Raw genomic sequence first — 23296 nt, forward strand, 5'->3', positions numbered from 1 at the left:
AATCATCTCCTTACTGTAAAACATCATCAATTTCAAATCTCATTGATACATTCGAATCTTTACCTTTTGGAAGAAAATTAGCAATCATGATGATGTCTCCCTCAGAGTCATACAATCCGATCTCACTTATGCTCTTTCCGTTGGCTTCAGATCCATTTAATGTGCAATAATATTCACACTTGTTTTCATTGGTTTTAAGCGTATGTCCATCTACCGCTTTTCGAAGAAATTCATTTTTCAATGTTTCTCCCGGACTAAGAACTGTTGAACCATTCGAGCCGCCACTTCCAAACGCAAATCCTACAATCTTAGGCAGAGTGATCTCTCCGGCTCTGGCTCTCAGGATTTTCGTCCTTCCTACTACTGTTACCTTTCCTTCCATCACAATTCCTCCGTTGTTACTTCTGTATCAAATTTTATCGTTCCATCCCATTTGTACTCTCCATTCCACTGATTGAGATTCTTGTAGATCATAACATTCCCGGTCATTCCAACCGGAAGTTTTTCTGTTATTTCACATTTAACTTCAACCGATGGTACAGAAAATCTTTCTGTCCAGACATGCTGCATTCCTATGTCTAACGCTGGGAATAGAACTCTTTCCCTCTCACTGCATATTGCGGCTTCAATAACATATCGAGCCTGCATTGACAGATGAGATGGTTTTATTTTTCGGATATATTCCAGTAAAACATCGACGGAATATATCGGATAATCTGCTCCGATCAACAGGTCGATACCAAACACATACTTCTCTACCTGCTCCGAGACGCTCGCAGAAAGCCCAAATACGGTCTGTATAATGTTCTCGAGCCTATAAGGCGTAATGGACGATCTGGCCGTCCTATCGCGTCGATTCACGACTGCTTTTCGGCGATCATCAATGTCTTTTGTCCTGTCAATCGGTATTCCATACGTCAGTTCATGGAAGTAAATTCCCCATGCCGCTGTTTCCGGAAATGCCTGCTTCTGCGCTTCGCCAATCCTCCTGCTTGCAGTCTCCAGTTCCAGCCCGATAACTTCGTATATCCATTTTCCGACGTACGACTTATCATACCATCCTCTCGTCACATACGTCAGGAGCCTCTGAGCAACCTCATTCGTAGGAAAATGTTCCAGATCAACATTGTCTATATGCATCTCTATCCCTCCGTAAAATTAAGCTCCGTCGCAGTTGTGATCGGATAATAGTCTGCCGCAACCGATATATTGTTCGTATTTTCATTTATACGAAAATCTGAGAAATCAATTACTCCGGCTGTGTTAGACAACAATGCAGATGCAACCGTATACCGGATTTCTTCACTGTCCTTAGCTTCCCTGTAATAGGTCTTTAATGCTGTCAGGAATGCTTCCTTTACATTGTCGATACTGTAATTGCTTTCCAGTTCAAGCACTGCACTGTAGGATATAGTCATGTCCTTCACTGTAGATATCGTTACGGATGCTCCAATCGGAGCCAGACGCTTCATTCTGTCCTTTGGGGATACAATATAGTCTTCAACTGCTTTTAGAGTATCTTCTCCAACCGCAGAACCATCCGGATCAGCAACAACAACCTTAACGGTGCCAGGTCCTTTCCATTCAGCTTCGACCACGGCAGAACCAACACCAGATACTTCTTTCGCCCAACGGACATAATCTGCGTCACATCCTACAAAGGAAACCTCTGCGGAGCGAAGCTTTTCAAGGATTCTTTCTCGGTATGTGTCGTCGTCCTCTTCGTCTGTGCCACCCCTGATAGGATTCTCATTCGTCACAGAAGTAACATTCTTGTTTGGCTGTTTCTGCAATGTCACAGTATTTCTTGTCACATTATAAGAAGCTCCTGTGAGAACAGACGCAACAGGTATGTCAACCGTTCCCTGCTCTGGTATAGTTGCTTCCTCAGTCGTCGCAAATTCAACAGATTCGACATCTGTCGTACCTTCTGTACAAAATACCGTCCCTTCCTCGATAATCGTTCCAGCGGTGCCTACGACGGTCACATGACCGGATGCTCTGCTCGCCTGCTTTCGTGTAACCTTTGCAGATACACCATGCAAATCAAGCCATTGACCCCAAGCCCACATCGGGAACATCAACATCAATGTCCGGGTAAGGTTATACTGTATTAACCTCGATATTTCAATCGCTGTTGGCATTGTGAAATCGTATGGGAAATCTGCCGGCATATCAGAGATATCAACAGGCAGATTGTTCATCATCCTGGATTGGATCGTATCAGGATCACTATTATCTATAAATTCTGGAGTTACAAATTCTTCTGTCAAATTCTCATCTCCTTTTCAATGTTACTTCTAAATCAAATTTCTCCCAGTGTATTGCGTACACTGTAAATTTCACATAAACCACAGATGGTTCCCATGAGAACTCAAAGTCCTCTACGGATTCAGTCCTTGGATTTACCATCAGAGCCTCTTCTATGGTACGTTCAATTGCCAGTTCCACAGCTGTGTCATCTTCTTCCTTCATGGCATCTTCCATCTCTGCACCGATGTCATCGTCGTACCCGAGGCAACTATATCTTTCTGTTGATACGGCCTTCACGCACCATATCTTGTACGCTTCAAGTCCTTCGCTTTTGAGCATACAAAAAGGAGATTTACAAACGAAATCTCCTTTCTCTAAGTCCCACGCCACAGATGGCTTGTACTCTGTATCATATTCTTCATTTTCTTCCTCATATTCCGGTATATCCACCACCGGATATAAGTTATTGTCTGCCATATGTCCTCCTATACTGTCCTCTTATACCGGTCTGGTTATAATGTCGATCACAACAGCAGTGTCTTGCACCCACGCAATCAACACTCTGTCTCCGGCCTGCAACTGCCGCATAGATTCCGGAAGATATGCTTTTCCAGAATGTTCATCTGCCCGGACATCGCAAAATGCATCTCCCGTCTTTCCAAGAGTTAATTGCCTACAAACTCTGTAATCACTCTTAGGAATTGGAATCGGAAATGTATTCGAGAGCAGGCTGCCGTCTGCCTGAATCTCTGCAAAATCAAGGCAGAGCGGCTTATCTGCATGATCTCTCATTCTTGCATCTAATACCGCAGCTAATCGTGCGACACCGTCATTACTGTCATATGCCATATGCCCTCCTAATCAAACGAGCCTTCGTCTACCCAGCCGCATACATGGGTCTCAGCCCAGTTAACATTTTCCAAGCACCATGGATGAGCACTGCCCGGATTACTGTGTGTTATTGTCGCCTTTCCGGCGCTTACCTTATATCCTGACGTTGCATCCGAAGAAACATAATGATAGCCGCCATGGAAGTTGACTGTATCTCCGATGCTGTAATCTCCATCCTTTTTCTTGTTATCCTTTTTCGAAGACGAAGATTTCAGCTTAGTTTTCTTTAAAGTCATAGTCATTTCCATCTTGTCGCAATCATGAGTAATTGCCTTTACCCAGTAATACCCTGATCCAGTTGACATTTTAAGATGGATAATATCTCCTTTTCGGATGATAGGAATGTCGATAGTAACTACCTTGATTTCCTCTTTCGGCTTTCCATCATCATCAAGGACTTCCTTTGCCTCTTTTTTTGCTTCATCTAAGCTATCATCCTTGCCTCTTGTAAGTATTTTCTGGCGAATGCCGTACTTTGTCTGACCATCGACCGTTGCTTCTACAGGTCTGCGCTTATCATCGTCTGCTTCTCCGAGAATCTTTACTCGCGTAACCATTCCCGAAGTGCTGATCTTATGAGAAACACTTATCAGATTTTCTGTTTCGGCAAAATGATAAATGTTCTTGTTGCTGCCAATTGCCAGAATCTGGGCTTTGCCCTTGACAGAACGGATTGCAGAATAGCCCCCACCCTTTTTCTTCGCTTCATCCAGAATATCTTTGACCATTGTGCCGAGTTTCTTCTTGTCTTCCTTAATAACTCCGTGGACCACATCAGGTCCGGTATATTTACCAATTGGTATGCCCCATTTCTTGAAATAATCCTGTATAACCTGCTTGGTTCTTGCTCCGGAAGAATAATATACACAGTCTTCCGACTCCTGCAAATCATACAGGTTATCATAGGCCTTCAGCTTTAATGGTTGACTGCTTGACTTTGCAGATGGATTCCATTCTACAATCCGGCCACGCATAGCTTCCTGTGCAGTTCCAGTCTTGTACCGATAATACAAGTACAAATAACATCCCGGTTTAGACAAACTGGAAATCCTGCCTTTTGTGGTCTTATCATTCTTTACAGTGCACGACAATCTGGCTGCAAGTTCGTTTTCCAGCTCTTCCCATCCCAAATCTTCGACAAAATTGGTGATGTCATATTTTTTCTTTTTTTCAGTCACGAGGACTAAATAATAAGAATATTTCAGCGGATCAATCATATAATGCCTCCTTTACGGTATCGTAAGGATAGTGCCAGGGAATATCCAGTCCCCTTGGTTGCTATCCTTATGCCCGTATTTTTTCGCAGCCTTTTCTATCGCTGTCTTATTTGCATCATAAATCTTTTTCCAATCTGCTCCTGATCCGTAAAATTTCTTTGCGATATTCCACAGGCAGTCACCAGTTTTAATGGTGTATGTCTGTTTTTTCTTATCTGTTGAACTCTTTTTCAGGTTCGTTCGGGCTGTCGTCTTCTTTTTCTTCTTATCAATGCCAAGGTCCTTTGTGGTCTGGATTTTAAGCGGACGATAACGATAAAAGGAAATGCTATAAAAGTAATCTCCTTTCCCGCCAAATTTCTTATATTCAAAGCTATTAATCGTCACATCAACATTGATGCCGCCGCCGGCAGAAATGATAAGGTTCAGAACCGTTCCCTTATCTCGCCAGTTTTCCAGCTTCTTTATAACAGATTTCGGATCCAGCCACTTCGTATGTATGGTGGACATCTTTTTTCTGGCTCTTCCCCAGAGGTATCCATCCCATTCATATGATCTGATATCCGGACCAGCCGGAAATGCAAAGGTTCCTTTTTTTATCAGATCGTACTTCTGGTATTTTGAATTTCCCTTAACAGTAATCTCCTTGTCTGGGAGAGAAGGAAAGCGAAGACAAGATTGCTTATTTGCCGCCTCTTTTAAATATATCTCCATGCCCTCTCCCCTTTCTACGTCGGCATATTTGCGTATGATTCGAGTAATCTTGATGCCAGTTCTCCGGACATTTCGTTAATTAACTCTTTCAGTTTCTCTTTGATTGAATTTACTGTGTCATTGCCGCCCTCTCCGTTAATGTTGAAGACAGGATTCATATTGACAACGATTTGTCCTTTATCGCCATTGTTACCAGAACTTCCGGAAGATGAGTCTGAGGAACCTCCTGACAGTGGGACATCTCCAATCATGCCGCCGTCTGCATACTCTTTGACACCCAATGCCCGTCCAGCCTGTAACCACAAGTCCATGCCTCTGTCTCGGCGTTTTGAGCCAAGAGGAATAATGGCTTCTGGACCATCTTCGCCTACCCAGGATAATAACGGTCCGGTAACGATGCTTCCCTCCGCATTGCTTGTAATAGATGCCTTTACAGAAGAACCGCTTCCGGAGGTTGTAATTCCGGCAGATGGATTTGTGATATGCCAGTCAAGAGTTACATTAACAGTGCATGATGCCGCTATCGGATTTGAAAATGTAGACTGTACTTCAGACGCCACTTCAGAATATACTTCTGCTGCATTGTTCGTTTGATCGAGCGTTACATCGGTATGGCCATCTGCCGGCATAGATTCTGAAAATGTAGATTCCACTTCCGACTGTGCCTGTTCCTTGGCACCAGACGCATCTGTAGTTGCTTCAGTGATATTAACATTTGCAGACGTATCTGTTTCCACGGGCTCTGTTTCTGTCTGCGCCTCAGTAGCACTCTGTATGCCAGATGTATCAACCTGTACCAATTCCTGTGGAATTGTTACTGTTGCTCCTGCCTGTATTTCAATGCCATTGGCTGCAAGTGTCCCGGATTCCATGCCAAGAGCCGACTCGATCTGAGCCGCCGCTACATCAGAATCCACTTCAACATTTGCCAGATCAACCTTCACTCCTTCTGCTGTAACGGACATTTCTGCCCCTTCGGCATCCAGAGCCGACATTGCCTGCTCGATAGCAGCCTGCGCCTTATCTCCGTCCATTTCAGCTTTTATTGTATCCATCGAAATTGTAAGTTCCTGATCTGGGTGAATAATGTATGGACTTTCGATACCGTTTTGTTCTGCAATCGTCTGCCAGTCAATTCCAAGAGCATTACCAATTTCCCAAAGGCAATCCCCCTGCTCAACTTTAATCTTTACATTGTCAGCAGTAACCTCTTCAGTAGTTGCAAGATCTCCCAGTTTTTCATTCAGCGCCGATACCCAGGAATCTTTGTCAATATCCACATCTCCATCGACAGCAGCTCTCAGCCCTTCAAGTGTTATCTCATCTGGCGTCGTTTCTGCCGTCGCCCTGTCAATGGCAGTTTTGAGTTCCTCCGGCAACTGCTCTCGTACACTTTCGTACATTGGATTGTTCGGATCCGTCAAAACGCTCTTCATTTCTTCGCTTCCAGATTCAAGAATCTGGTTTGCGTAATTCTGCCAAGCCGCATCAACGTCACCTGCCGCCGCACCGACTTCGATTGCTTCCTTATATCCTTCCATAAGGCTCTTCGGTACTGCCTGCCCTGCTTCTCTGTACTGGTCAATCAGGCTTCCCATCTGACTAACATCCGGAGCCATCGACTGATACAATTCGTTTAGTGCTCTCTGATCGGCATCTGCACCAATTCCCAGGAAGCCTTTTCCATTATCCATAGACGTAAACATGTTATCAAAGGTACTTGCAATCGTACCATAGCTTCCGCTCTGCAAACTGGTCTCTGCACTTTTCAAGGCGTTCTGCGCAGTTTCTGTAAGCGTCTGGATGTTTCCGGTAATCTTCTCGCCGTATGTGTCATTCAGAGTGTTGCTTCCAAGCTCAAGACTCTTCGACAATTCGGAACCTTCTTGGCCTCTTACATACCATCCAGTCTGCTCTTTGTAGCTCTCATACTGTTCAGGAGTAATTCTTCCATAGTCCTTCATTGCCTCCAATTCCGAATACCACTGAGTCGTATCTGCTTTAATGCTTTCCATTGCAGTCTCACGCTGGCTTCGCATTTCATCCATCAAGTCTGTAAATGAACCGCTTTCCAGATCAGCTGCACTTAAATGACCGTATTTCTGGTTTATCCAGTCCCACTGAGCCTGTGCCTCTGCTTCTTTCCAGCGAGCAGTTATGCTGTTCATCTTCTCCTGCAAAGCGCTAATAGCTTCTTCTTCATTCACATCAATGATGCCGTCTTTCAGGGCTTCTGAGACCTTTTGCGACAGCTGGCTAGATAAATCGGATAATTCCAAATTGTCCGCTCTGGCCCATTCCTTGATGTTCTGGGCTAATGTCTGACCGTCTTCTGTACCTGCGAGGTATGTTTGAACGTGAATATGAGCCGCAAATGTACGACTCTCCAGTTCAGATATCTTGCTTTCAACAAAAGTATTAATATTATCCGTATATTCCTGTTGTTCATCAGCTGTCAAAGTGATTCCAACTCTGCTCTTGAATTCAAGGACATCGTTCGATTCCAAAGCTTTTTGCGCCTCCGCTCGCAGATTATCGGCATTCTGTACTTCATTCAATGCCAGTTCCACGTTTGTGAGGTATTTCTGGTTCAGTATTCCTGCCGCCGCATCTTTAACTTCATCTGCAGATAATTTAATCTTCCCAAAATGCTCCTCCAAACTATTCTCAAGCTGAGTCTGGTTATACTTGTCGATTGCAAGTTTGATTCCTATAATCGCAGCTGTAATTCCCGCTGCCGCAAGTCCAACTTTCGCTCCTACAGGAATCATGGAACTCAGATTACCTACAAAGTCCATCACATCATTTGCATTTCCAGCTGCTTCTGTAATGTTACCAATAGCATCTCCGATAGGTGACAGGGTTTCCACTATGCTTTTCCCTTTTTGAGCAACCGTAGCTGCTCCTTTTGCGAGAATCCCTGCACTTAACCACGATGTTAGTCCTGCTTTTTCACCTCCCGGAAGAATAGCCGCTGCACTCGAAAATAATGTGCCAAGCCCACTGGATATTAATTGCGCACCATCTCCAGAAGCCCAATTCCCGAACGGCTTTGCGATTATTGAATCCCATGCTATGTCGATCTTTCCAAACAGATCCGCATTCTTCCATTCATCAGAACCGGTCATGTCAGTGATCTTGCGTTTTACGCCTGCAATCTTATCATCTACCACATCCATAACCGCATTGATTCCATCCGTTATCTCAGGCATCATATCGGTAATTCCACCTGCAATTCCTCTTAAATACGGAGACAACCGTTTTCCAAAGGCATTCTCCGTACCTTCGATAGCACTCTGCATCAGTGTGAACGAACCTTTCAGGTTATCCAGCATCGTGTCAGCCATTCCCTCTGCCGCATCTTTTGAATTGCCAATTGCTGTGCTCAGCTTGTTGTAATCCTCTTCACTGGCGTTGATGATTGCTAACATGCCGGCCATGGCCTCTTTTCCGAAAATGGTTGAAGCTGCTGCTGTCTGCTCAGTCTCAGAAAGTCCACCCAAGCTTCCTCGAAGATTATCTATTACTCCTCGAAGGGATTTCATGTTTCCCTCAGAATCTGTAAGGCTGATTCCGTATTTATCCATAGCTGCTGCCATGCTGTCTGTAGGTGCCGCCATATTTGCCAAAGATGTTTTAAGTGCGGTACCGGCCATGCTACCTTTAATACTTGCATTTGCCATTAAACCAAGCGCAAGAGATGTATCTTCAACGCTGTAATTCATAGCGCCAGCAACAGGAGCGACATATTTAAACGATTCTCCAAGCATTGACACATTTGTGTTGGCATTGGCACTCGCCTGAGCAAGAACATCAGCAAAATGCCCTGCATCACCCGCCTGTAATCCGAAAGCTGTCAGTGCATCCGTTACAATATCACTTGTTGTTCCAAGGTCTTCTCCGGATGCTGCTGCAAGGCTCATAATGCCGGATATACCATCGATCATTTGCTGTGGCTTCCATCCTGCCATAGCCATGTAATTAAACGCCTCTGCGCTCTCTGTGGCCGTAAACTTGGTGGTCGCTCCCATCTCCTGTGCTTTTGCAGTCAGATCATCGAATGCCTGCCCTGTTGCACCAGAGATAGCCTTGACTTGTGACATCATGCTTTCAAAGTCTTGGAAGGAGTTAACCGATTCTGCCACACCAAAGCTGGCACCGATCAATGATGCTCCCTGCACAACCGGATTCTTTGCTATACTCGCAAGTTTGGATATTGGGGCGGTCGCCGCATCTATGACACCGATAGTAGCATTAAACACGCTTCCTCCCCATGATTCTGCTGCATCCTGAGCAGCCCGGATAACCGGCGTAGCTTCATCAGAAGCACCAATCTCAGCATCCCCGCTCATTCCATCGAAATTCTCCACCGCATCAGAAGCGGCGGATACTACCGGGGTGGCGCTATCGTCTGCTCCTATTTCTGCATCTCCCGATTGTCCATCAAAATTTTCTACAGCATTTGATGCGGAATTGACAATCTGTGTAGCTGAATCGTCAGCTGAAACTTCTACCTGTGCTGTTTCTCCGTCGATCTGTTCTGTTGCATTTTCAACAGCAGAAAGAACCGGGGTGGCATTGTCGTCTGCTCCAATTTCTATCTCAGCTGCTACGCCTGATCTACGCTGGAATCGTTGCGCCGCCCTGTCTGCCCTCTCAAACGCCCTTTCCATTGCAGTGAGATTCCTGGTCACACTCGACGTTCCAGAACCGGTATTATCGACCACATTAACAGGAATCTCTATCCTTATCGTTTCTGCCAAGCATCTCACCTCTTTTCATTTTTCTTGATATTTTCTTCAATCCATACCTCCGTAGAGGCAAAAAGAAAGGCTCTGACCCCTGCTGGCAAGGCCATTACCTCATCCGGCCGGATGCCCTGCCTTTGGAATATCCAGTGCAACAGGGCTGATTTGTAGCCGGACCTTATAAGTTTTTTGCTGTTTCAACCTTTGCTTCTTCTGTATCGTAGCCTGAAAGCTCGTCCAGAACAGTTAATACGTTCTCTTTTTCTCCCGGAAGCAGCACCGCATCAATGACATCCAGAGCATTAATAATGTGTTTTCCTCTCCGTCTTAATGCTTCCTGAACCTGTTTGTTATCCCACAGTTTTTCCTGATCCTCTGCAATTGTCGCATTGTAAATCATAGAACTGCGGAGTTTCGCATTGTCTACTCCTTCAGCTACCTTTGTGCCAGTTCTCTTATTCTTTACATACTTGGTGTACTTTTTACGGATTTCATACAGAGTCTCATCCGGAAGCGAATGAATTGAAAAAGCAAAGTAAGTCTTTCCATTACGGACAATCTCGATCTTCTTTGTTTCGTCTTCTGCATCTTCTGCTGCATTCAAAAGACCCGCCAGATAATCCACTTCATTTGCCGCCATATCAGCTTTTAATGCTTCATCTGCCTCAGCTTCTGTCATATCAATTTCAGTTGTTTTCAGTTCTTCATTTTCGATATTTGCAGTTCTTGCCATGTATTATTTTCCTCCGTTTATAAAATAAGGGCGGCCAGTTTTAGCCACCCTTGTGTTGATCAGATATCAAATTGTCAGTGATGAACGGGGTTCTACTTCCCCGTTGCAGTGCAGATTATAAGATCTTGATAATGTATCTCCTGTACTTACATTCTGCAGATCCTGGTCACCGCTAAAGATACATTCACGATATGTAATGCGTTCCTGGGAGCCATTACGCCCTTCAATAACTCCATCTAAAGTCATAACCGGGCTTTCTCCTTTATTTACCGCACTAACAACATTGTTGAATAATTCGCCATCCAGAACAACGATCTCCGAAATTGTAATCGTGACTCCAATAGTATTGTTTGTTTCCAGTTCTCTGTTCTGTCCTAATGGCTGATATTTGGTATTATTAAAAGATGTTTTCGACTGAAAACTGCTTACCTGCGCAAACGGAACCCCATCTGCATTGTAAAGCATGGCATCTTTACCTGAACGACTATGTCTCGCGTCTGTTGCAGCACTTGTATTTAACATTCACCTTTCCTCCTTTACTCTGCATTGGTACTGAATCTAAACTTATAGAATGAGTAAATATGTTCCGCAGAATCCTTATCAATGATATCAAGGTCAAAATAACAGTTATCTGCGTCTGCAATATAAGTCGTGCTCTCAGTTACTGTTCCTGCTGTTAATTTTTTTTCTTTGATCATGGCATTGATAATTCCCTGAATTTTTCCAATAATAGTGGCTTTTCCATTTTTATCAGGATCGACTTTTCCAACTAAAGCGTCGGACTGGGCATTTGCTCTGTACAATAACTCATATCTTGTTCTTACACGGCGGATTTTCTTCCAACCTTTATCTTTGTTATCCGGAAGATTAATCAGTGTATTGATTCCAGCATCAATCCATACCTCATCTTCTGTAGACTTACTAAGAACCAAGCATCCCTTCAGTTCCGCTTTTATAATCTGAGTATTTGTAAGCGGTTCTACAAGATCTACATATCGAGTAATCACCATATGAGTCACTGCCTGATTTGCAGGAGTTGCTGCAATAAGTCCAGCAATCAAGCCGGCAGTCTGATATCCATCCAGAGTTCCCTCATTGATAAAGACTTTTGGATTGAGAACATAAACTATATTCTCACCATCAAATCCTGCTGCCGCATTCATTCTTTCGTCTAAATCTTTGTTATCTTTCTCTGCAACAACTCCAATCCCAAACTGACTGGTTTCATAAATTCTGTCCAGAAATGCCTGTAACAGCGCATGTACTGCTGTATCTTCTGTATCAACACAAATTGTATTGAAGAAATATTTTTCTGCCTGTGAAAAAGCAGCTGAATAATTGGCAGTTGCTACTGTAGGATTCTTTCCTCCTGTAAACGCTGTCTGATTCACATTAGTCATGATTCCTTTTGCAGATTCTTCAAGATTAGCCGTGAAATTCTTTGAATTTGCAAAAGCACTTACAAGACTTGCAGCTTCATTATCGCCTGCTGAAAAATATACTTTTTCAAATTCAGTAGTTCCTGTATAGATAATGCATTCTTTCCTGTCTTTGTCAGTTAAGCGGTTTCTAATAGTTACAGAAAATGGCATCTCTCCTGGATGTTTTGCTGTGATCTTAACTTTTCCAGTTGCAGCTGCAAGACTTACGCTCGCCACAGCTCCGCCCGTTCCATTAAGGCGACAGCAAATAACTTTCTTTGCACCACCATACAGAACTTCACGAATCAGGTCAGTCGTTAATCCATCTCCGTAGATTGTTGTGTAATCGTCTCCTCTCTCTAAGACTGTTACTTTATCTACTGGTCCAAACGTTGCTTTAAACACAGCTACAACAACTCCGTCAATTGCCCCGAAAGAATCATCGTCACCATTCTTATCTACGTTGAAATAACTTCCTGGTCGAACTTTTGTACCTACTTCAGGAATCTGGAAATATTCCGCCATTATTTGACCTCCTTCTTCATAAATTCTTCGACAAGCTTCTCAGCTTCTGAAACAGTCATGCTTTTCTTTTTTGACAGTTTCAGTGCCACCATCGCGCAATCAGGGCAAGAAAAAAGCTGATCGCGTGCGGCAATCAGCTCATCTACCCCATATTCCGTTTCTTTCTCTGCCGGAAGAACTTCTTTTGTTTCTTCCGGAGCATTTGTTTTCTTTGTTTCTGCCATTGCTTCTCCTTTCAATTTGTGAATTCCATGCCTATTCTTGCAATATTATGTTTTTTCACACTGCATCTGAGACATCCATATTTACCAGTTATAGTCAGCTGTCCCTCTCTGAGGTAATCTGACTTATTATTCAGTTCTAATCCCTGAATAGTCATAGGGGAATCATCCAGCATGATTATCTCCTCATCTATGGCTACCTTCTGATTGATAGATGCAAGTGTCTTTAACCTTGTGCCAGCTCCCGGATAAATCAAATGTACAGCAATCTTCCCTACAAACCATGAAATCGTATTCATACAATGCCCTGTCGTATGCTGTATATTTGCCAATCTGCAATAGAACACGGGAGTTCTTGATGTTTCGACAAAATCTCCAACATTGTCTATGCCAAGCACTGTTGTCTCTGGAAATATCTTTTTGATATACGCAGCTACCGCAAGAACCGGATCAGGATCCGTGCTGAACTGTTCGGGGTATTCGAGGATGTCAAATGCCATTTCTTTGCACCACACCTCTTTTCCCTCAATCGCATACGATTCTGTGCGCGCCCACGCCACGCAAAACGGTGCTTCTCCTGCCGGCTTCATCAGGACGTCCTGAAGACAGTGCTTCACAGCTGTTTCAATATCTTCAATTATCGTACTGGTTTTATCCGTATACATTGCAACATACAAGGTTCCCGCCGATGATCGTTCCTGATTGACCTGCATATCGATACGGTAGCATATCCTCGGATACTGCGTGGCTCCTTCCCATCCTTCCTGCTGGTCTGCCGGAAACTCAGAATCAAATATTGCAGGTGCTCCGGCATATGTAGCAAGCATTGTCTGCAAATTTTCGTCTGCAGAGAGACGTTTAAAAATCAGTTCGCTAAGATTCATCCGCAGCCTCCTTGTATTCCTGAACAGTACGAAGACCATCGCCCGAATATCTTATTTCCCACTCATTTTTATAAACTTCTGAAACTGGTATAAAAAAATGATTTTGGGTATTTGTCAGAGAATTCGGATACATTACTGTAATCTGTTCCGCAGAAGCGCGATAAACAATACCTGAGATTCCCTCTTTCCATGTTTTATGTTTTGCAAAGACGAGAGTTCCTCTTCGCATTTCCTCCGCATTAAATTCTGCTCGTTCAATGTGATCAATAAGCATATCAACCTCCGATTTCTGCAAATATAGCCATAACATTCGGTAATGCCGTCTGCTGTATTTTGTCAACAAAAGGACGGGCCGCCATCTTTCTGGTACCATGTTCCAGATAGCCAGCATATCCCATACCTGAAGTAATGCATACCGCACCGCCGCTCATATGCCAGTTATTTTTTAAATGTCCGCTCCGAACACCCGGTGGACTGCCCGGAGCTGACGGGCTTGGATTTGCCAGTACAGATAATGCAGCATTTCTAAGGGCATTTGAAGCCCTTGGATATCTTGCGATCACCTGCTGCTCTATCCGTTCCTTGTCTGTTTGAACTTGAACTTTTACTGCTTCTGCTGCTTCGGCAGGCGTCATTTCAGATCATTCCTTTCTTCAAGATATATTAAGCCAGTTGCTCCAAGGTTTCCGGGATCCTCACACAAGAGAACGAGGAAGGTTCTTCCTGCGGTAGTTAGATAGTCTCCCTGCTTTACATTTGCAGAATCTCGGATAACAAGAGTGTGGGTTAAGGAATGCTGTTCCTGATCCCACCTGTGTTTCATTCGGTCAGATTCATGTGTAGATGCTTCAGCAAGTATTCCTGATATCTCGCCTTTCGCTTCAAAATCTGACACAGGATGTCCGAGTATGTTGCGAATGCTCTTTCGTCTTACCACAAAATCTGTCCATAAATTTCCCGGTCTTAGATACATCAAGCCAAATGGACTAATCATATATCTACACCATCACTTTCTTCATGGCTCATCATTCCGTTGTAGAAATATGGCACTGGCTGTTTGCTTGTATCTCCGGCATTCATCAGAATAGCCGATGGGGATACAGAAGCAAGTTTCAGGTCTTTCTTCAGCTTCTCATATTCTTCCTGCCACAATTTAGCCCTATCACCAAATTTGAATGAGGTAGGGCCAACTGTTGTATCAGGTTCAAAAGAAAACCTGCGAAATATACTTTCAAGGCACTTTAATTTTGCCCGTTTCCAATCTTTCGCAGACTGAACATCATCACACAAAACGATGTATTCCTCGTCTGACAATGCACAAGTTCTCTCTTTTCCATCTACCATCACATCTCCAAGTTCAAACCTCATTCGATCTTTCCCATACGATGTGATCATGGCAGGTTCATATGTATAAGTTCCTGCCATCAGGCATCACCTTTACTTTCTTCCTGTTCAATGAGATTTTTGGCTTTTGACTCTGCTGCTTTTTTTACGGTTGCTCTGGAGTCAAGAGCATTGATGATAATAAGCGTTGTATCGTCCTCAATATTCCCTCTAATATGAGCTACAGCAGCATCTGCACTCATCTGCATAGTTTTTACTGCATCCTGCATCTGAGGCTCTGTAACGTCCAAATCAATCGTCTCGTGACCTTTGACAATTGGAATAGAAAAGCTTACCTCTCCTACCATAGCAACACATTCTTCAAGATTATCCTCCGGAACAGCGTCATGAATCACTGATAACAGCCCCATCTTTACTAAACTGGCGTAATCAACCACTTCTTCAACCGGGACTTCTTCACCGATGAAATATTTCTTTCCATTCAGATTGCATGGCTTGTTTGCAACAAGTTTCATAGGTTCCTCCTTAAACTGCAGCTTTATAAAATCTTGCAAGATCGTCAGATGTCTTCTTCATATCTGTCGCCATAAGACCTTCAATGTACTCAGTATGTGTGCCATTCTCTCCAAGATAGTTCAGGATCGGAAGCATCTGTCCATTGCCGAGCATATCCCATGTGAAGATATAACCTGCAGACGGTTCATCGATACTCGGTGCGTTAGTTGCATAAGCCAGTAGAAATGCGTTCGGATCTCCGATATACTGCATTTCTTCATCTGCGCCCATGCTTGCACTGTTCATAATGGATTTAAGCACTACAATCTTTTCAACTCCAAACAACTGCGCAAGCACATTCTCTGTTACAGATGCCGGATTTGCGGTGCTTCCACCGTATTTAACCCTTTCGAGGATGCCCGGATGTACTTTCAGAGCATTAAATACATTAATACCAAGACCAAGACGATTCGGCATGCGACCTGTCTGCTGGTTCATGTCGGTCTTCTCTTTGTCGATAAATGCAATAGGGTCAGAATTTGCATTGCTGAACTTAATGAACTGGTTTGTGCTTGGAGTGGTGTTATCAACACCCTCAAGTTCGTTCTTCCATGCTCCTTCTTTGAAATAGCTCGCTGCAAACAAACGGTCCTGGTGGATGTTAGCCTGTTCTGCAATTGTTCTAGTGCGCTGCTGTTTAGGCTGAATGATAGATGGACCCTGACGTCTGGAAAGGTCGGTCTGGCGAATCTGGTCGATACCCATAATCATCTGATCTACTTTGCAGACATAGTTGTCAGTGCTTTCGCCAATTGTTGTCGGGTCAACTTTGCCATATGCCGGTTTTCTCTGCCAGTTATCTCTCAGGAGATCTTCTCTGCTAAAAATGTAGTAATTGTCAGAAGAAAGACCTACCGGACAGGTTGGAAAAAGAGCTTTTGCGAAATAATTGCTGGCATTCTGGTAATAAGCCAGTGCCATGTTAGTAAGTGCTGTGTGGGGTCTGAACACGCCTTTTGCGATTTCAGCCTTAATTCCCGCTGTTGTATTTCTCATGTTTACATTCCTCCTTTACGCTTTTGCTTTCTGATATTTTGCAATCTGGATTCTGCTGTATCCTCCGGCAGACACAGAATTGAGGGCAACACCAATCACGTACTCTCCCGCTTTAGCTACTGCTGCCTTTCCACCTGTGGTGGCTGTGACTTCCTGTCCTTTTTTGATTTCCGCAGACGCAATTGCATAGCCAATGTCCTTGATCTGGATTTCAAGATCATCACCTTTCTTTACTTTTCCTGATTCAGCACCAGAAATATCGTTGTAGCCACCTTCGATAATAGATAAGCCGAGCAGGGGTGCTGTTCCGTTTGCGGCGATCACTACATTTCCATCTTCATCATATTTCAGAATAAGATTGCGGACATCTGCAATATCAGCTCCTGCCTTTTCTGCGATAGTCACAGACTGGTTGATCATTGTTCCGTTAAAGTTTGTACCCATCTTTCTTCACTCCTTTCTCAATAGCCCGCTTCTGCTTCATATTCATCCAAGAGTTCTGGATGATCCTCCCACGCTTTTGCAAGAGCTGCATTATATGTCAGAGCAGAGTCTTTTTCCATATATCCCTTTGCAATAGTATCGATCTTACTTTCTGCTGCAGACTTCTTAATAGATGCTACAGGATTGCCTGAGAAGGACTTCCCAATTTCGCTAAATACGCCAGACTTCTCAACCATATCAACGCTTCTGTCCAGAACGCTAATCATATCATTGTATGCGGTTCCGCCTGCATCCTTTAAAGACTTCAGAGTTTTCACTAATTCTTCCGGCTTTTCTCCGACAATCTCATATTTCTTTGCGACATCAAGAAGCTCTCTTTCTTCTGCTTCTGCCGCTCTCTTTTCCAGAGCCTCTAATCTTGCTCTTACAGCAGGATGTAATCCTTTGTAGATATCATCTCCGGTGTCTGCACTTGTCTCTGTTGTAGGTGCTGCTGGTGGCGGTGTTACTGACTTCTGAGTTTTCGTAACTTCGGAATCATCTACAATATCCGGATCCTCCGCTTTAGGTGCACTCTTTCCAACCGGTTCTTCTGTCTGTTCTTCTGTTTCTACTGCATATTTTTTGATAAGTTCATCATACGCAGTTCTTTCTTCTGCGGTCATTTTAGACTTGTTGATTTTAAGCATGTCTTCCAATTCCCCTTTCTCATTATCTTCGTTTGATTTTTCAATAATATCTGTCAGATTCTTATGTGCTTTCATAACCATCTGAAGATCTGTTTCATCTGGTGTAGCCAGATTCTTTCTGATATTCGTCGCTGTGCCAGAAGCCCAGTTCGGGATATATCCTTTCATAGCTTCTGCAAACTGTTCTGTGCTTGTTTCCATTGCGGCCTGCTTCGCAGAACTGTCCATTTCTGCATCGCACAGAATAGAGTTCAGTGAATTCTGCAGTGCATAGCAAGTAGACCAGATTTCATCCCTGATTGCATCCATGCTGACAGCGTTGATCTGTTCATTGAATGTTGTTGCTGATTTTGTAATCTCTGAGTCTGACTTACTCAATTCACCCGTAATCCAGTTCACAAATCGTTTGAAAAGACCTACCTCTGGATTTGAAATTTCTTCCCCATCCTTGCTTTTCTTTATCTTAATATTTGCCATCTGGTTAGCTCCCTGGTCCACAAAATCAACTTTCTTTATATGCAGACCTTCAAGTTTTGTCGCCAAGTCATTCCCTCCTTTCGCTTTATTTATCAAAAAAGCACCGTTTCCGGTGCCTATTGATCAGATTCTTCATCTTCCACTTCTACTCTCTTTGCTTCTCCCTCTATGGAAAACATAGAGTATGTTCCATCTTTAACCTTTTCCCATACATCGGCATCTGTTACCTGAAAACCAATCCACCATCCCGTTGGAAGTGTTCCCTCTGGAATACCCATAGCTTCCATCTTTTCTTTTGTAAATACTGCACTTTCAATCAGTCTGGCAACGCCGCCTCTTATATGCATCTCTCCACCTTCCCGGTAAAGATCAACAAATTTGTATGCCGCCTGTTCCAGTTCCTCTGGTTCGATGATGTCATGCTGCAGGTCTTCCAGCACTTCTCCATCTGCGGTAATCGAAATATTGGCCCATCCGAACGCCTGCATTTTTTCATCATCGGATTTCTTGATCTGAAATTTTCTTTTTTCAACCGGTATGTCTTTCGATTCCGGTTCATCTCTTATCTTCATGATTTCATTAAACGATTTCATATGTTGCCTCCACATATTTGACCGCGCATTTGCACCGAGGATGCAATGGCGGCAATAATACTGTTACATTCCTTCTTCCTGACTGTGTCTCAAAACTATCATCCATACTAATCTGTACGCCCTCAAGAGCCTGGCACTCTTTGCACACTCTCTCATCAAGAGCAGTTGACCATTCTTTCTTCATTTCCGGCATCAAATCATGCCGGATGGCTTCTCTGATGAAAGCATCTGCTCCCGCATTGTATGCCTGTGCAATCTCTGTCCTGGCGATTGTTTCAGCCCTATATCTCTGTTGTCGCTCAGCATACTTCGCAGCCGCTGTCCTGGCCTTTCTCTCAATAGATTCTTCTTTCATGCGTGGATGATCTGCTCTCAACTGAGTCTTCACACTGTTATAATGCCTCAGATTCGCTGCTGCCTGCCTCTCCGTCAAGCCAACCGTTGGCCGGATATATCGAGCAGTTTCATCGCTACCCATACCTAATGACTGGGCTTCTGCAATCAAATAGCGGACCGCATTCACCTGATCACTACAGACATTCGTAATCAAGTTACCTGTTCGATTTATAATCCAATCTCTCACATAGATTTCTGAACTAATCTTTTCTTCCAGGCCAACAAATTCAGCTGTTGAATTCCACGCCGCAAAATAAGCGCTTTCCCATGATGCTGTCATTTTCGAGGAAAGAAAGACAGAATAATCTGAGAACCATTGATCAAACAGGCTCTGCGGATCCGCTTCTCCGATTACAATCTCCCGCAAGTCCTTATACAGCATAACCGCTGCCTGATCTTTCCAGAACCTTACAAGCCATTTCATCGGCTCGTCCAGGTTACTCTCAAGATAATTATCAAGGGCTTCAAGAACCTTCTGTGATTCTACGCTTTTTTTAATCGTTCGAGACCTTGCCCGCATCTTCAACATATGTTCACCTGCCTAACCGTTTCTTCGCTTCTTCGATTTCCTGATTTTCCTCAGGCTCAACTTCTGATGTTTTGCCTTCTTTTTCCGGCGACCTTCTCTGTGCTTCCCGCTGTTCATCCTTATTTCTAGGATCATCTGACAGCGTTCTCTCCGGCAGGTTGGCGACTTCTCTTACATAATCCTCAAGATCTTCATCCGGGATAAGGATTCCAACTCCAACCATGTCTTTCAGGAATGTAGACAGCTTCGTGATATCTCTCTTGTCCACATCGCCATGTGCAAGCTGTGGATAATCTGTTATTGCATCAAAATGAGCACCATTCATGTCGATCAGGGATGGAATGCCCTGATTATTGAATGTTTCGCATATGACATCCAAGAACGCCCCAAGAGCAACTGCGAACAGTTCTGTTTTATCTTCACTCAGCGCAAAGCTTCCTGTCTGCTCATGCCCCAGCATGATGAAATCCGCCATAACAGTCTGCGCGATCTTTGCATCATATCTGTTGATAATGGCATTCGTGTCAAACTGTCTGGTTCCACCAGTGCTCAGGAGTTCAGCTTCATATCCAGCTGGAAGAACAAGCCCTTCATATTCGTTTCTGCGGATGTTCTTGACCATGGATGTAAGCGCTGCATTAATAGATACCAACTCAGGGTCTTTATCGTCCCATATGTCTACACCATCTGGTGCGTGCAACACCGGAAGTCCGGCAAGGTCTCTTTCGATTCCAATTGCCTCGATTTCCTGTATGCGGCGCTTGAAGTACCATGACCGATAGGCGTTTCTCAGAATGCTTCGTCCCTCAGGATTGTCTTTTATGCTCTCTGTTCTGAACAGCATTGCTTTGCTGATCGGGATGGTAAGCAATCCATAATCCGGCGGAGGTTGCTGAGTCATTCCGATTAAGTTGTCTTTATCGTCATATTCCCATCTGTACAACGTATCCTGCGCTCTGGGCGGAATCTTCTGCCATCCAATCAGTCCATCTGAATATTTGCTTGATGTTTTTCGATTTTTTGTTTTTCCCATCCTGCGCTTGTAGACAATTTCATGAAAGCTCCAACCGTATGCGAGAAATGATAAAATCTCTGAGATGGTGTCAGTCCATGTATTCTGCATATCGTCCATACACGATTCTACAAATTCTGCTGCTTCCCGGTCTTTTGCACTATCACCGCCCGGCTCAATATGCCATTTAACCTGACGAATCAGCATTTTTATAGCAAACATTATCGCTCCAATCGTATCATCATTGTCGAGCATCTCACGATACGTTTTCACGCCTCTTATTCCGGATAGTTCAGGAAGAAACTCTTCATTAAACACGCCTTCCCAGCGTTTCTGTCCAATCCGTCCATACTCTTTCATCTTCATCACCTCTCTTTCTGGCTATATCAGCCCCAATAATTATCTTTTGACAATTTCTGCATAGCACCTGCACTTGGTGCCGTACCTGTGTGCTTCTTGATTTTTCCAAGATACAATGCCAACGCAAGAGCATCTGCCCGGTCAGGAGAATCAAGTCCTCTTTTCTTCATTTCCTTTTTTGGTTCAATCTCAAGCTTTCCATTACTGGCCATGGTGTATTTTCTGGAAGAAAGCTGACCAATCGTCTGCTCATCGTCTTCAATAACAATCTGTTTGTTATCAAGGAGATCTCGCATACTGGCCCACATAGCGGTAGTCAGGTTATTGTACCTTTCAGCTGCATCTTTACCTGCTGCCGTATCAGTCTCAATCTTTTCAGCGGCATTTATCGGGATAACTTGCATCTTGTACAGCTTTTGTTCTTTCCGGACTTCCTTTAGTCGGTCAGTGACGCCTCCTCCAAGTCCTGTATCATCAATCTGCACATATACTTTGCCTTCATACGTTGGATGTTCTCTATATATCTTCTTGAATTCCTGTACGATATCCCCTACAGTGGCCATCAGGTTCTGTCCTCGCCTGTTCCGGACTATTTTGCAATGACCATGATAATTACGATATATGATCGTTTCATCATCTCCGAAACGGGCCACATCCACCCCCAATGATACAAACTGCATTCCATCTGTATCATCCAGTTCTAAAAGCCTGCTGCTACATTGTTCAATAATGCTCAGCGGAATAAATACGTCGTCCTCCTGGTTCGGGAACTCGCCCCTGACACGAACACGGACCACGTTAGAATCCCATCCGTATTTTCGAACAAGAGAATCTATGTTCTCTTTATTTGTTCTGGTGCTGTCCATAGAAGAAACCGTATGGCATTTGTACAATGCCCTGTCTCTTGTATGGGAATCATAAAAGGTTCCAGACGTCTTCGTTGGGTTTCCACACAGAAGAAGTTTATTGTTTGCTCCAGATAAGGTACCAAGGATAGCCTCCATGATTGGATCCGCAACACCGGAAGCTTCATCAACGATAAAAAGCATGTTATCTTCATGGAAACCTTGCATATTCTCTGGCTTTGTAGCAGTCCTGGCAACACCAAACCAACGCTTTTCCTCTCCAACCATATAAACATATGTCTTTGTCCATTTTAGAAGTATAGAGAGCAGTTCGGACTTGCTCATCCACTTGGAAATCTCAGACCAGAGGACATCGTGCAACTGCTGTTTGGTTGGTGCTGTCGCAACGATTCTTGGGTGTGGAAAACAGGTAACGAACCACAGGAACACCGCTGCCTCAAGACCAGTCTTTCCAACACCCTGTCCGGATTTAATGCTTACCTTTGGGTTTGCAGCCAAGTCTCTAGCTGCTTGTGCCTGCCATTCATCTGGTTCGAAATTCAGAACTTCCCGAAAAAACATGACTGGATCATCACGCCACAAGGGAATGCTTTCGTCAAGGAACTCAGAGAACGCCGTATCATCCATCATGTTTCTCTTCCCTCCTTGCTTTCACTACAGCTTCAGCCCATGCACGAACAACCTCATTGCCCTTGCTTTCTCCGGCAATCTTCTGCTTCTCCAGTCTCAGCTTCGCAAGTGCCTCAATGGCTTTGGTCTTCTTCGACTGCACAGTTGACAGCTCTTTTTCAAGTCTGGCAATCATATTGTCCTTGTTTTCCATATTTGTCATCATGTTATATGTGTTACCCGGAAGACGATCTCCAGAAGCAACCTTTTCTTCAATGCGTTCTTCATAGAGCTGTTTATCTTCATCTGATTTGAAAGCTCGCTTGTCTTCAGTTCTGGCGAAGCCGAACAAAGATACTTCTCCATTCATATTCCGGTATTTATTGATTGCCGCCATGATTCGTCTTTCCCTCACGGCAAAGAGCTGAATCTGTTCGATCAGGAGCATTTCTTCATCCATCGGAATATCTTCGATCATATCTTTTTCAGATTCATCAAGGACATCCCAATATACGGAAGAGTACGCTCCGTGTTTCTCTGCAATCTTATCTCCCGGTTTCAATGGACCGCCTTTGTTTCCTACAGCATTTTTGTTTCCAAGTTGTCCACCTTTATGGCGAGCGCTCGTTTTTTTCTTTTGCGAGCGCTCGTTTTTTTTCTTTTTTGCATCCCCATCCCAATTCTGGGTTGATTTCCAGCGTCGAACTGTACTGGCCGGGACGTCCAACTTCTTGGCAATGTCAACAAGTTTCATCCCGTTCTTATACATTTCCTCAGCTTCAATGCTGTTGGGACTTCTTGCCCTTGCCAATGGACACC

26 protein-coding genes are annotated in these 23296 nt (G+C 43.9%); all 26 read right to left on the bottom strand.

What is annotated here, in order from left to right; genetic code table 11:
- Positions 1 to 10 precede the first annotated feature (10 nt).
- Positions 11 to 382, bottom strand: coding sequence for a phage tail-collar fiber domain-containing protein (locus LJE11_RS00450; RefSeq protein ID WP_020993778.1), 372 nt, complete (start codon positions 380 to 382; stop codon positions 11 to 13).
- The gene (locus LJE11_RS00455) at positions 382 to 1140 is read right to left on the bottom strand and encodes a putative phage tail protein (protein ID WP_227295290.1); all 759 of its coding nucleotides are present in this window, start codon (positions 1138 to 1140) and stop codon (positions 382 to 384) included. The genes LJE11_RS00450 and LJE11_RS00455 overlap by 1 nt, the downstream gene beginning before the upstream one ends.
- 2 nt (positions 1141 to 1142) lie before the next feature.
- On the bottom strand, positions 1143 to 2273 hold the full coding sequence (locus LJE11_RS00460; protein WP_008704587.1) for a baseplate J/gp47 family protein: 1131 nt from the start codon (positions 2271 to 2273) through the stop codon (positions 1143 to 1145).
- A 4-nt stretch (positions 2274 to 2277) separates the two neighbouring features.
- On the bottom strand, positions 2278 to 2730 hold the full coding sequence (locus tag LJE11_RS00465; RefSeq protein WP_020993777.1) for a DUF2634 domain-containing protein: 453 nt from the start codon (positions 2728 to 2730) through the stop codon (positions 2278 to 2280).
- A gap of 21 nt (positions 2731 to 2751) precedes the next feature.
- Positions 2752 to 3102, bottom strand: coding sequence for a hypothetical protein (locus tag LJE11_RS00470; protein ID WP_008704590.1), 351 nt, complete (start codon positions 3100 to 3102; stop codon positions 2752 to 2754).
- An 8-nt stretch (positions 3103 to 3110) separates the two neighbouring features.
- Positions 3111 to 4361, bottom strand: coding sequence for an XkdQ/YqbQ family protein (locus LJE11_RS00475; RefSeq protein ID WP_020993776.1), 1251 nt, complete (start codon positions 4359 to 4361; stop codon positions 3111 to 3113).
- Positions 4362 to 4373: 12 nt separating this feature from the next.
- Positions 4374 to 5075: a LysM peptidoglycan-binding domain-containing protein gene (locus LJE11_RS00480; protein WP_008704594.1), complete on the bottom strand. Its 702-nt coding sequence runs from the start codon at positions 5073 to 5075 to the stop codon at positions 4374 to 4376.
- A 14-nt stretch (positions 5076 to 5089) separates the two neighbouring features.
- Positions 5090 to 9838 carry a phage tail tape measure protein gene (locus tag LJE11_RS00485; RefSeq protein WP_227295293.1) on the bottom strand — a complete coding sequence of 1583 codons (4749 nt, stop codon included), beginning with the start codon at positions 9836 to 9838 and terminating at the stop codon, positions 5090 to 5092.
- 163 nt (positions 9839 to 10001) lie between these two features.
- A complete protein-coding gene (locus LJE11_RS00490; protein WP_227295296.1) occupies positions 10002 to 10556 on the bottom strand; it encodes a phage tail assembly chaperone in 555 nt (184 codons plus the stop codon).
- 66 nt (positions 10557 to 10622) lie between these two features.
- On the bottom strand, positions 10623 to 11078 hold the full coding sequence (locus tag LJE11_RS00495; RefSeq protein WP_055150020.1) for a hypothetical protein: 456 nt from the start codon (positions 11076 to 11078) through the stop codon (positions 10623 to 10625).
- A gap of 14 nt (positions 11079 to 11092) precedes the next feature.
- Positions 11093 to 12502: a phage tail sheath subtilisin-like domain-containing protein gene (locus LJE11_RS00500; protein WP_055150017.1), complete on the bottom strand. Its 1410-nt coding sequence runs from the start codon at positions 12500 to 12502 to the stop codon at positions 11093 to 11095.
- Positions 12502 to 12726, bottom strand: a complete 225-nt coding sequence (locus LJE11_RS00505; RefSeq protein WP_055150014.1) for a hypothetical protein — start codon at positions 12724 to 12726, stop codon at positions 12502 to 12504. Before LJE11_RS00505 ends, LJE11_RS00500 begins: the two co-directional genes overlap by 1 nt.
- A gap of 11 nt (positions 12727 to 12737) precedes the next feature.
- Positions 12738 to 13607, bottom strand: a complete 870-nt coding sequence (locus LJE11_RS00510) for a hypothetical protein (RefSeq protein ID WP_055150011.1) — start codon at positions 13605 to 13607, stop codon at positions 12738 to 12740.
- Complete coding sequence (locus LJE11_RS00515; protein ID WP_055150008.1) at positions 13597 to 13881, bottom strand: DUF5026 domain-containing protein; 285 nt, start codon at positions 13879 to 13881, stop codon at positions 13597 to 13599. Before LJE11_RS00515 ends, LJE11_RS00510 begins: the two co-directional genes overlap by 11 nt.
- Position 13882: 1 nt before the next feature.
- A complete protein-coding gene (locus LJE11_RS00520) occupies positions 13883 to 14242 on the bottom strand; it encodes a hypothetical protein (RefSeq protein WP_195277613.1) in 360 nt (119 codons plus the stop codon).
- Positions 14239 to 14601 carry a hypothetical protein gene (locus tag LJE11_RS00525; protein WP_055150002.1) on the bottom strand — a complete coding sequence of 121 codons (363 nt, stop codon included), beginning with the start codon at positions 14599 to 14601 and terminating at the stop codon, positions 14239 to 14241. The genes LJE11_RS00520 and LJE11_RS00525 overlap by 4 nt, the downstream gene beginning before the upstream one ends.
- Complete coding sequence (locus tag LJE11_RS00530) at positions 14598 to 15032, bottom strand: hypothetical protein (protein WP_055149999.1); 435 nt, start codon at positions 15030 to 15032, stop codon at positions 14598 to 14600. Before LJE11_RS00530 ends, LJE11_RS00525 begins: the two co-directional genes overlap by 4 nt.
- Complete coding sequence (locus LJE11_RS00535; protein ID WP_055149996.1) at positions 15032 to 15466, bottom strand: hypothetical protein; 435 nt, start codon at positions 15464 to 15466, stop codon at positions 15032 to 15034. The genes LJE11_RS00530 and LJE11_RS00535 overlap by 1 nt, the downstream gene beginning before the upstream one ends.
- Positions 15467 to 15476: 10 nt before the next feature.
- Complete coding sequence (locus LJE11_RS00540) at positions 15477 to 16502, bottom strand: hypothetical protein (RefSeq protein WP_195277615.1); 1026 nt, start codon at positions 16500 to 16502, stop codon at positions 15477 to 15479.
- A gap of 15 nt (positions 16503 to 16517) precedes the next feature.
- Positions 16518 to 16946 carry a hypothetical protein gene (locus tag LJE11_RS00545; protein ID WP_008704610.1) on the bottom strand — a complete coding sequence of 143 codons (429 nt, stop codon included), beginning with the start codon at positions 16944 to 16946 and terminating at the stop codon, positions 16518 to 16520.
- 17 nt (positions 16947 to 16963) lie between these two features.
- Positions 16964 to 18178, bottom strand: a complete 1215-nt coding sequence (locus tag LJE11_RS00550) for a hypothetical protein (RefSeq protein WP_195277616.1) — start codon at positions 18176 to 18178, stop codon at positions 16964 to 16966.
- 50 nt (positions 18179 to 18228) lie between these two features.
- Positions 18229 to 18705: an XkdF-like putative serine protease domain-containing protein gene (locus LJE11_RS00555; RefSeq protein ID WP_055149986.1), complete on the bottom strand. Its 477-nt coding sequence runs from the start codon at positions 18703 to 18705 to the stop codon at positions 18229 to 18231.
- Positions 18692 to 19630: a phage minor head protein gene (locus tag LJE11_RS00560; protein ID WP_195277617.1), complete on the bottom strand. Its 939-nt coding sequence runs from the start codon at positions 19628 to 19630 to the stop codon at positions 18692 to 18694. The genes LJE11_RS00555 and LJE11_RS00560 overlap by 14 nt, the downstream gene beginning before the upstream one ends.
- A 4-nt stretch (positions 19631 to 19634) precedes the next feature.
- Positions 19635 to 21002, bottom strand: a complete 1368-nt coding sequence (locus tag LJE11_RS00565) for a phage portal protein family protein (protein ID WP_195277618.1) — start codon at positions 21000 to 21002, stop codon at positions 19635 to 19637.
- Positions 21003 to 21028: 26 nt separating this feature from the next.
- Entirely contained in the window at positions 21029 to 22498 is a 1470-nt protein-coding gene (locus tag LJE11_RS00570; protein ID WP_070099979.1) for a DEAD/DEAH box helicase family protein, read from the bottom strand.
- Positions 22488 to 23288 (bottom strand): phage terminase small subunit, encoded by an 801-nt coding sequence (gene terS / locus LJE11_RS00575; protein WP_055149981.1) that lies wholly within the window; start codon positions 23286 to 23288, stop codon positions 22488 to 22490. Before terS ends, LJE11_RS00570 begins: the two co-directional genes overlap by 11 nt.
- Positions 23289 to 23296: the final 8 nt, after the last annotated feature.

The sequence above is a fragment of the Blautia sp. DFI.1.216 genome (assembly GCF_020594215.1).
In the GTDB taxonomy this organism is placed as follows: domain Bacteria; phylum Bacillota; class Clostridia; order Lachnospirales; family Lachnospiraceae; genus Blautia_A; species Blautia_A wexlerae.

Coding starts and splice junctions, on each gene's coding strand:
- LJE11_RS00450 (WP_020993778.1), bottom strand. CDS start 382: ATGGAAGGAAAGGTAACAGTAGTAGGAAGGACGAAAATCCTGAGAGCC.
- LJE11_RS00455 (WP_227295290.1), bottom strand. CDS start 1,140: ATGCATATAGACAATGTTGATCTGGAACATTTTCCTACGAATGAGGTT.
- LJE11_RS00465 (WP_020993777.1), bottom strand. CDS start 2,730: ATGGCAGACAATAACTTATATCCGGTGGTGGATATACCGGAATATGAG.
- LJE11_RS00470 (WP_008704590.1), bottom strand. CDS start 3,102: ATGGCATATGACAGTAATGACGGTGTCGCACGATTAGCTGCGGTATTA.
- LJE11_RS00475 (WP_020993776.1), bottom strand. CDS start 4,361: ATGATTGATCCGCTGAAATATTCTTATTATTTAGTCCTCGTGACTGAA.
- LJE11_RS00480 (WP_008704594.1), bottom strand. CDS start 5,075: ATGGAGATATATTTAAAAGAGGCGGCAAATAAGCAATCTTGTCTTCGC.
- LJE11_RS00490 (WP_227295296.1), bottom strand. CDS start 10,556: ATGGCAAGAACTGCAAATATCGAAAATGAAGAACTGAAAACAACTGAA.
- LJE11_RS00495 (WP_055150020.1), bottom strand. CDS start 11,078: ATGTTAAATACAAGTGCTGCAACAGACGCGAGACATAGTCGTTCAGGT.
- LJE11_RS00500 (WP_055150017.1), bottom strand. CDS start 12,502: ATGGCGGAATATTTCCAGATTCCTGAAGTAGGTACAAAAGTTCGACCA.
- LJE11_RS00505 (WP_055150014.1), bottom strand. CDS start 12,726: ATGGCAGAAACAAAGAAAACAAATGCTCCGGAAGAAACAAAAGAAGTT.
- LJE11_RS00510 (WP_055150011.1), bottom strand. CDS start 13,607: ATGAATCTTAGCGAACTGATTTTTAAACGTCTCTCTGCAGACGAAAAT.
- LJE11_RS00515 (WP_055150008.1), bottom strand. CDS start 13,881: ATGCTTATTGATCACATTGAACGAGCAGAATTTAATGCGGAGGAAATG.
- LJE11_RS00520 (WP_195277613.1), bottom strand. CDS start 14,242: ATGACGCCTGCCGAAGCAGCAGAAGCAGTAAAAGTTCAAGTTCAAACA.
- LJE11_RS00525 (WP_055150002.1), bottom strand. CDS start 14,601: ATGATTAGTCCATTTGGCTTGATGTATCTAAGACCGGGAAATTTATGG.
- LJE11_RS00530 (WP_055149999.1), bottom strand. CDS start 15,032: ATGGCAGGAACTTATACATATGAACCTGCCATGATCACATCGTATGGG.
- LJE11_RS00535 (WP_055149996.1), bottom strand. CDS start 15,466: ATGAAACTTGTTGCAAACAAGCCATGCAATCTGAATGGAAAGAAATAT.
- LJE11_RS00540 (WP_195277615.1), bottom strand. CDS start 16,502: ATGAGAAATACAACAGCGGGAATTAAGGCTGAAATCGCAAAAGGCGTG.
- LJE11_RS00545 (WP_008704610.1), bottom strand. CDS start 16,946: ATGGGTACAAACTTTAACGGAACAATGATCAACCAGTCTGTGACTATC.
- LJE11_RS00555 (WP_055149986.1), bottom strand. CDS start 18,705: ATGAAATCGTTTAATGAAATCATGAAGATAAGAGATGAACCGGAATCG.
- LJE11_RS00560 (WP_195277617.1), bottom strand. CDS start 19,630: ATGTTGAAGATGCGGGCAAGGTCTCGAACGATTAAAAAAAGCGTAGAA.
- LJE11_RS00565 (WP_195277618.1), bottom strand. CDS start 21,002: ATGAAAGAGTATGGACGGATTGGACAGAAACGCTGGGAAGGCGTGTTT.
- LJE11_RS00570 (WP_070099979.1), bottom strand. CDS start 22,498: ATGATGGATGATACGGCGTTCTCTGAGTTCCTTGACGAAAGCATTCCC.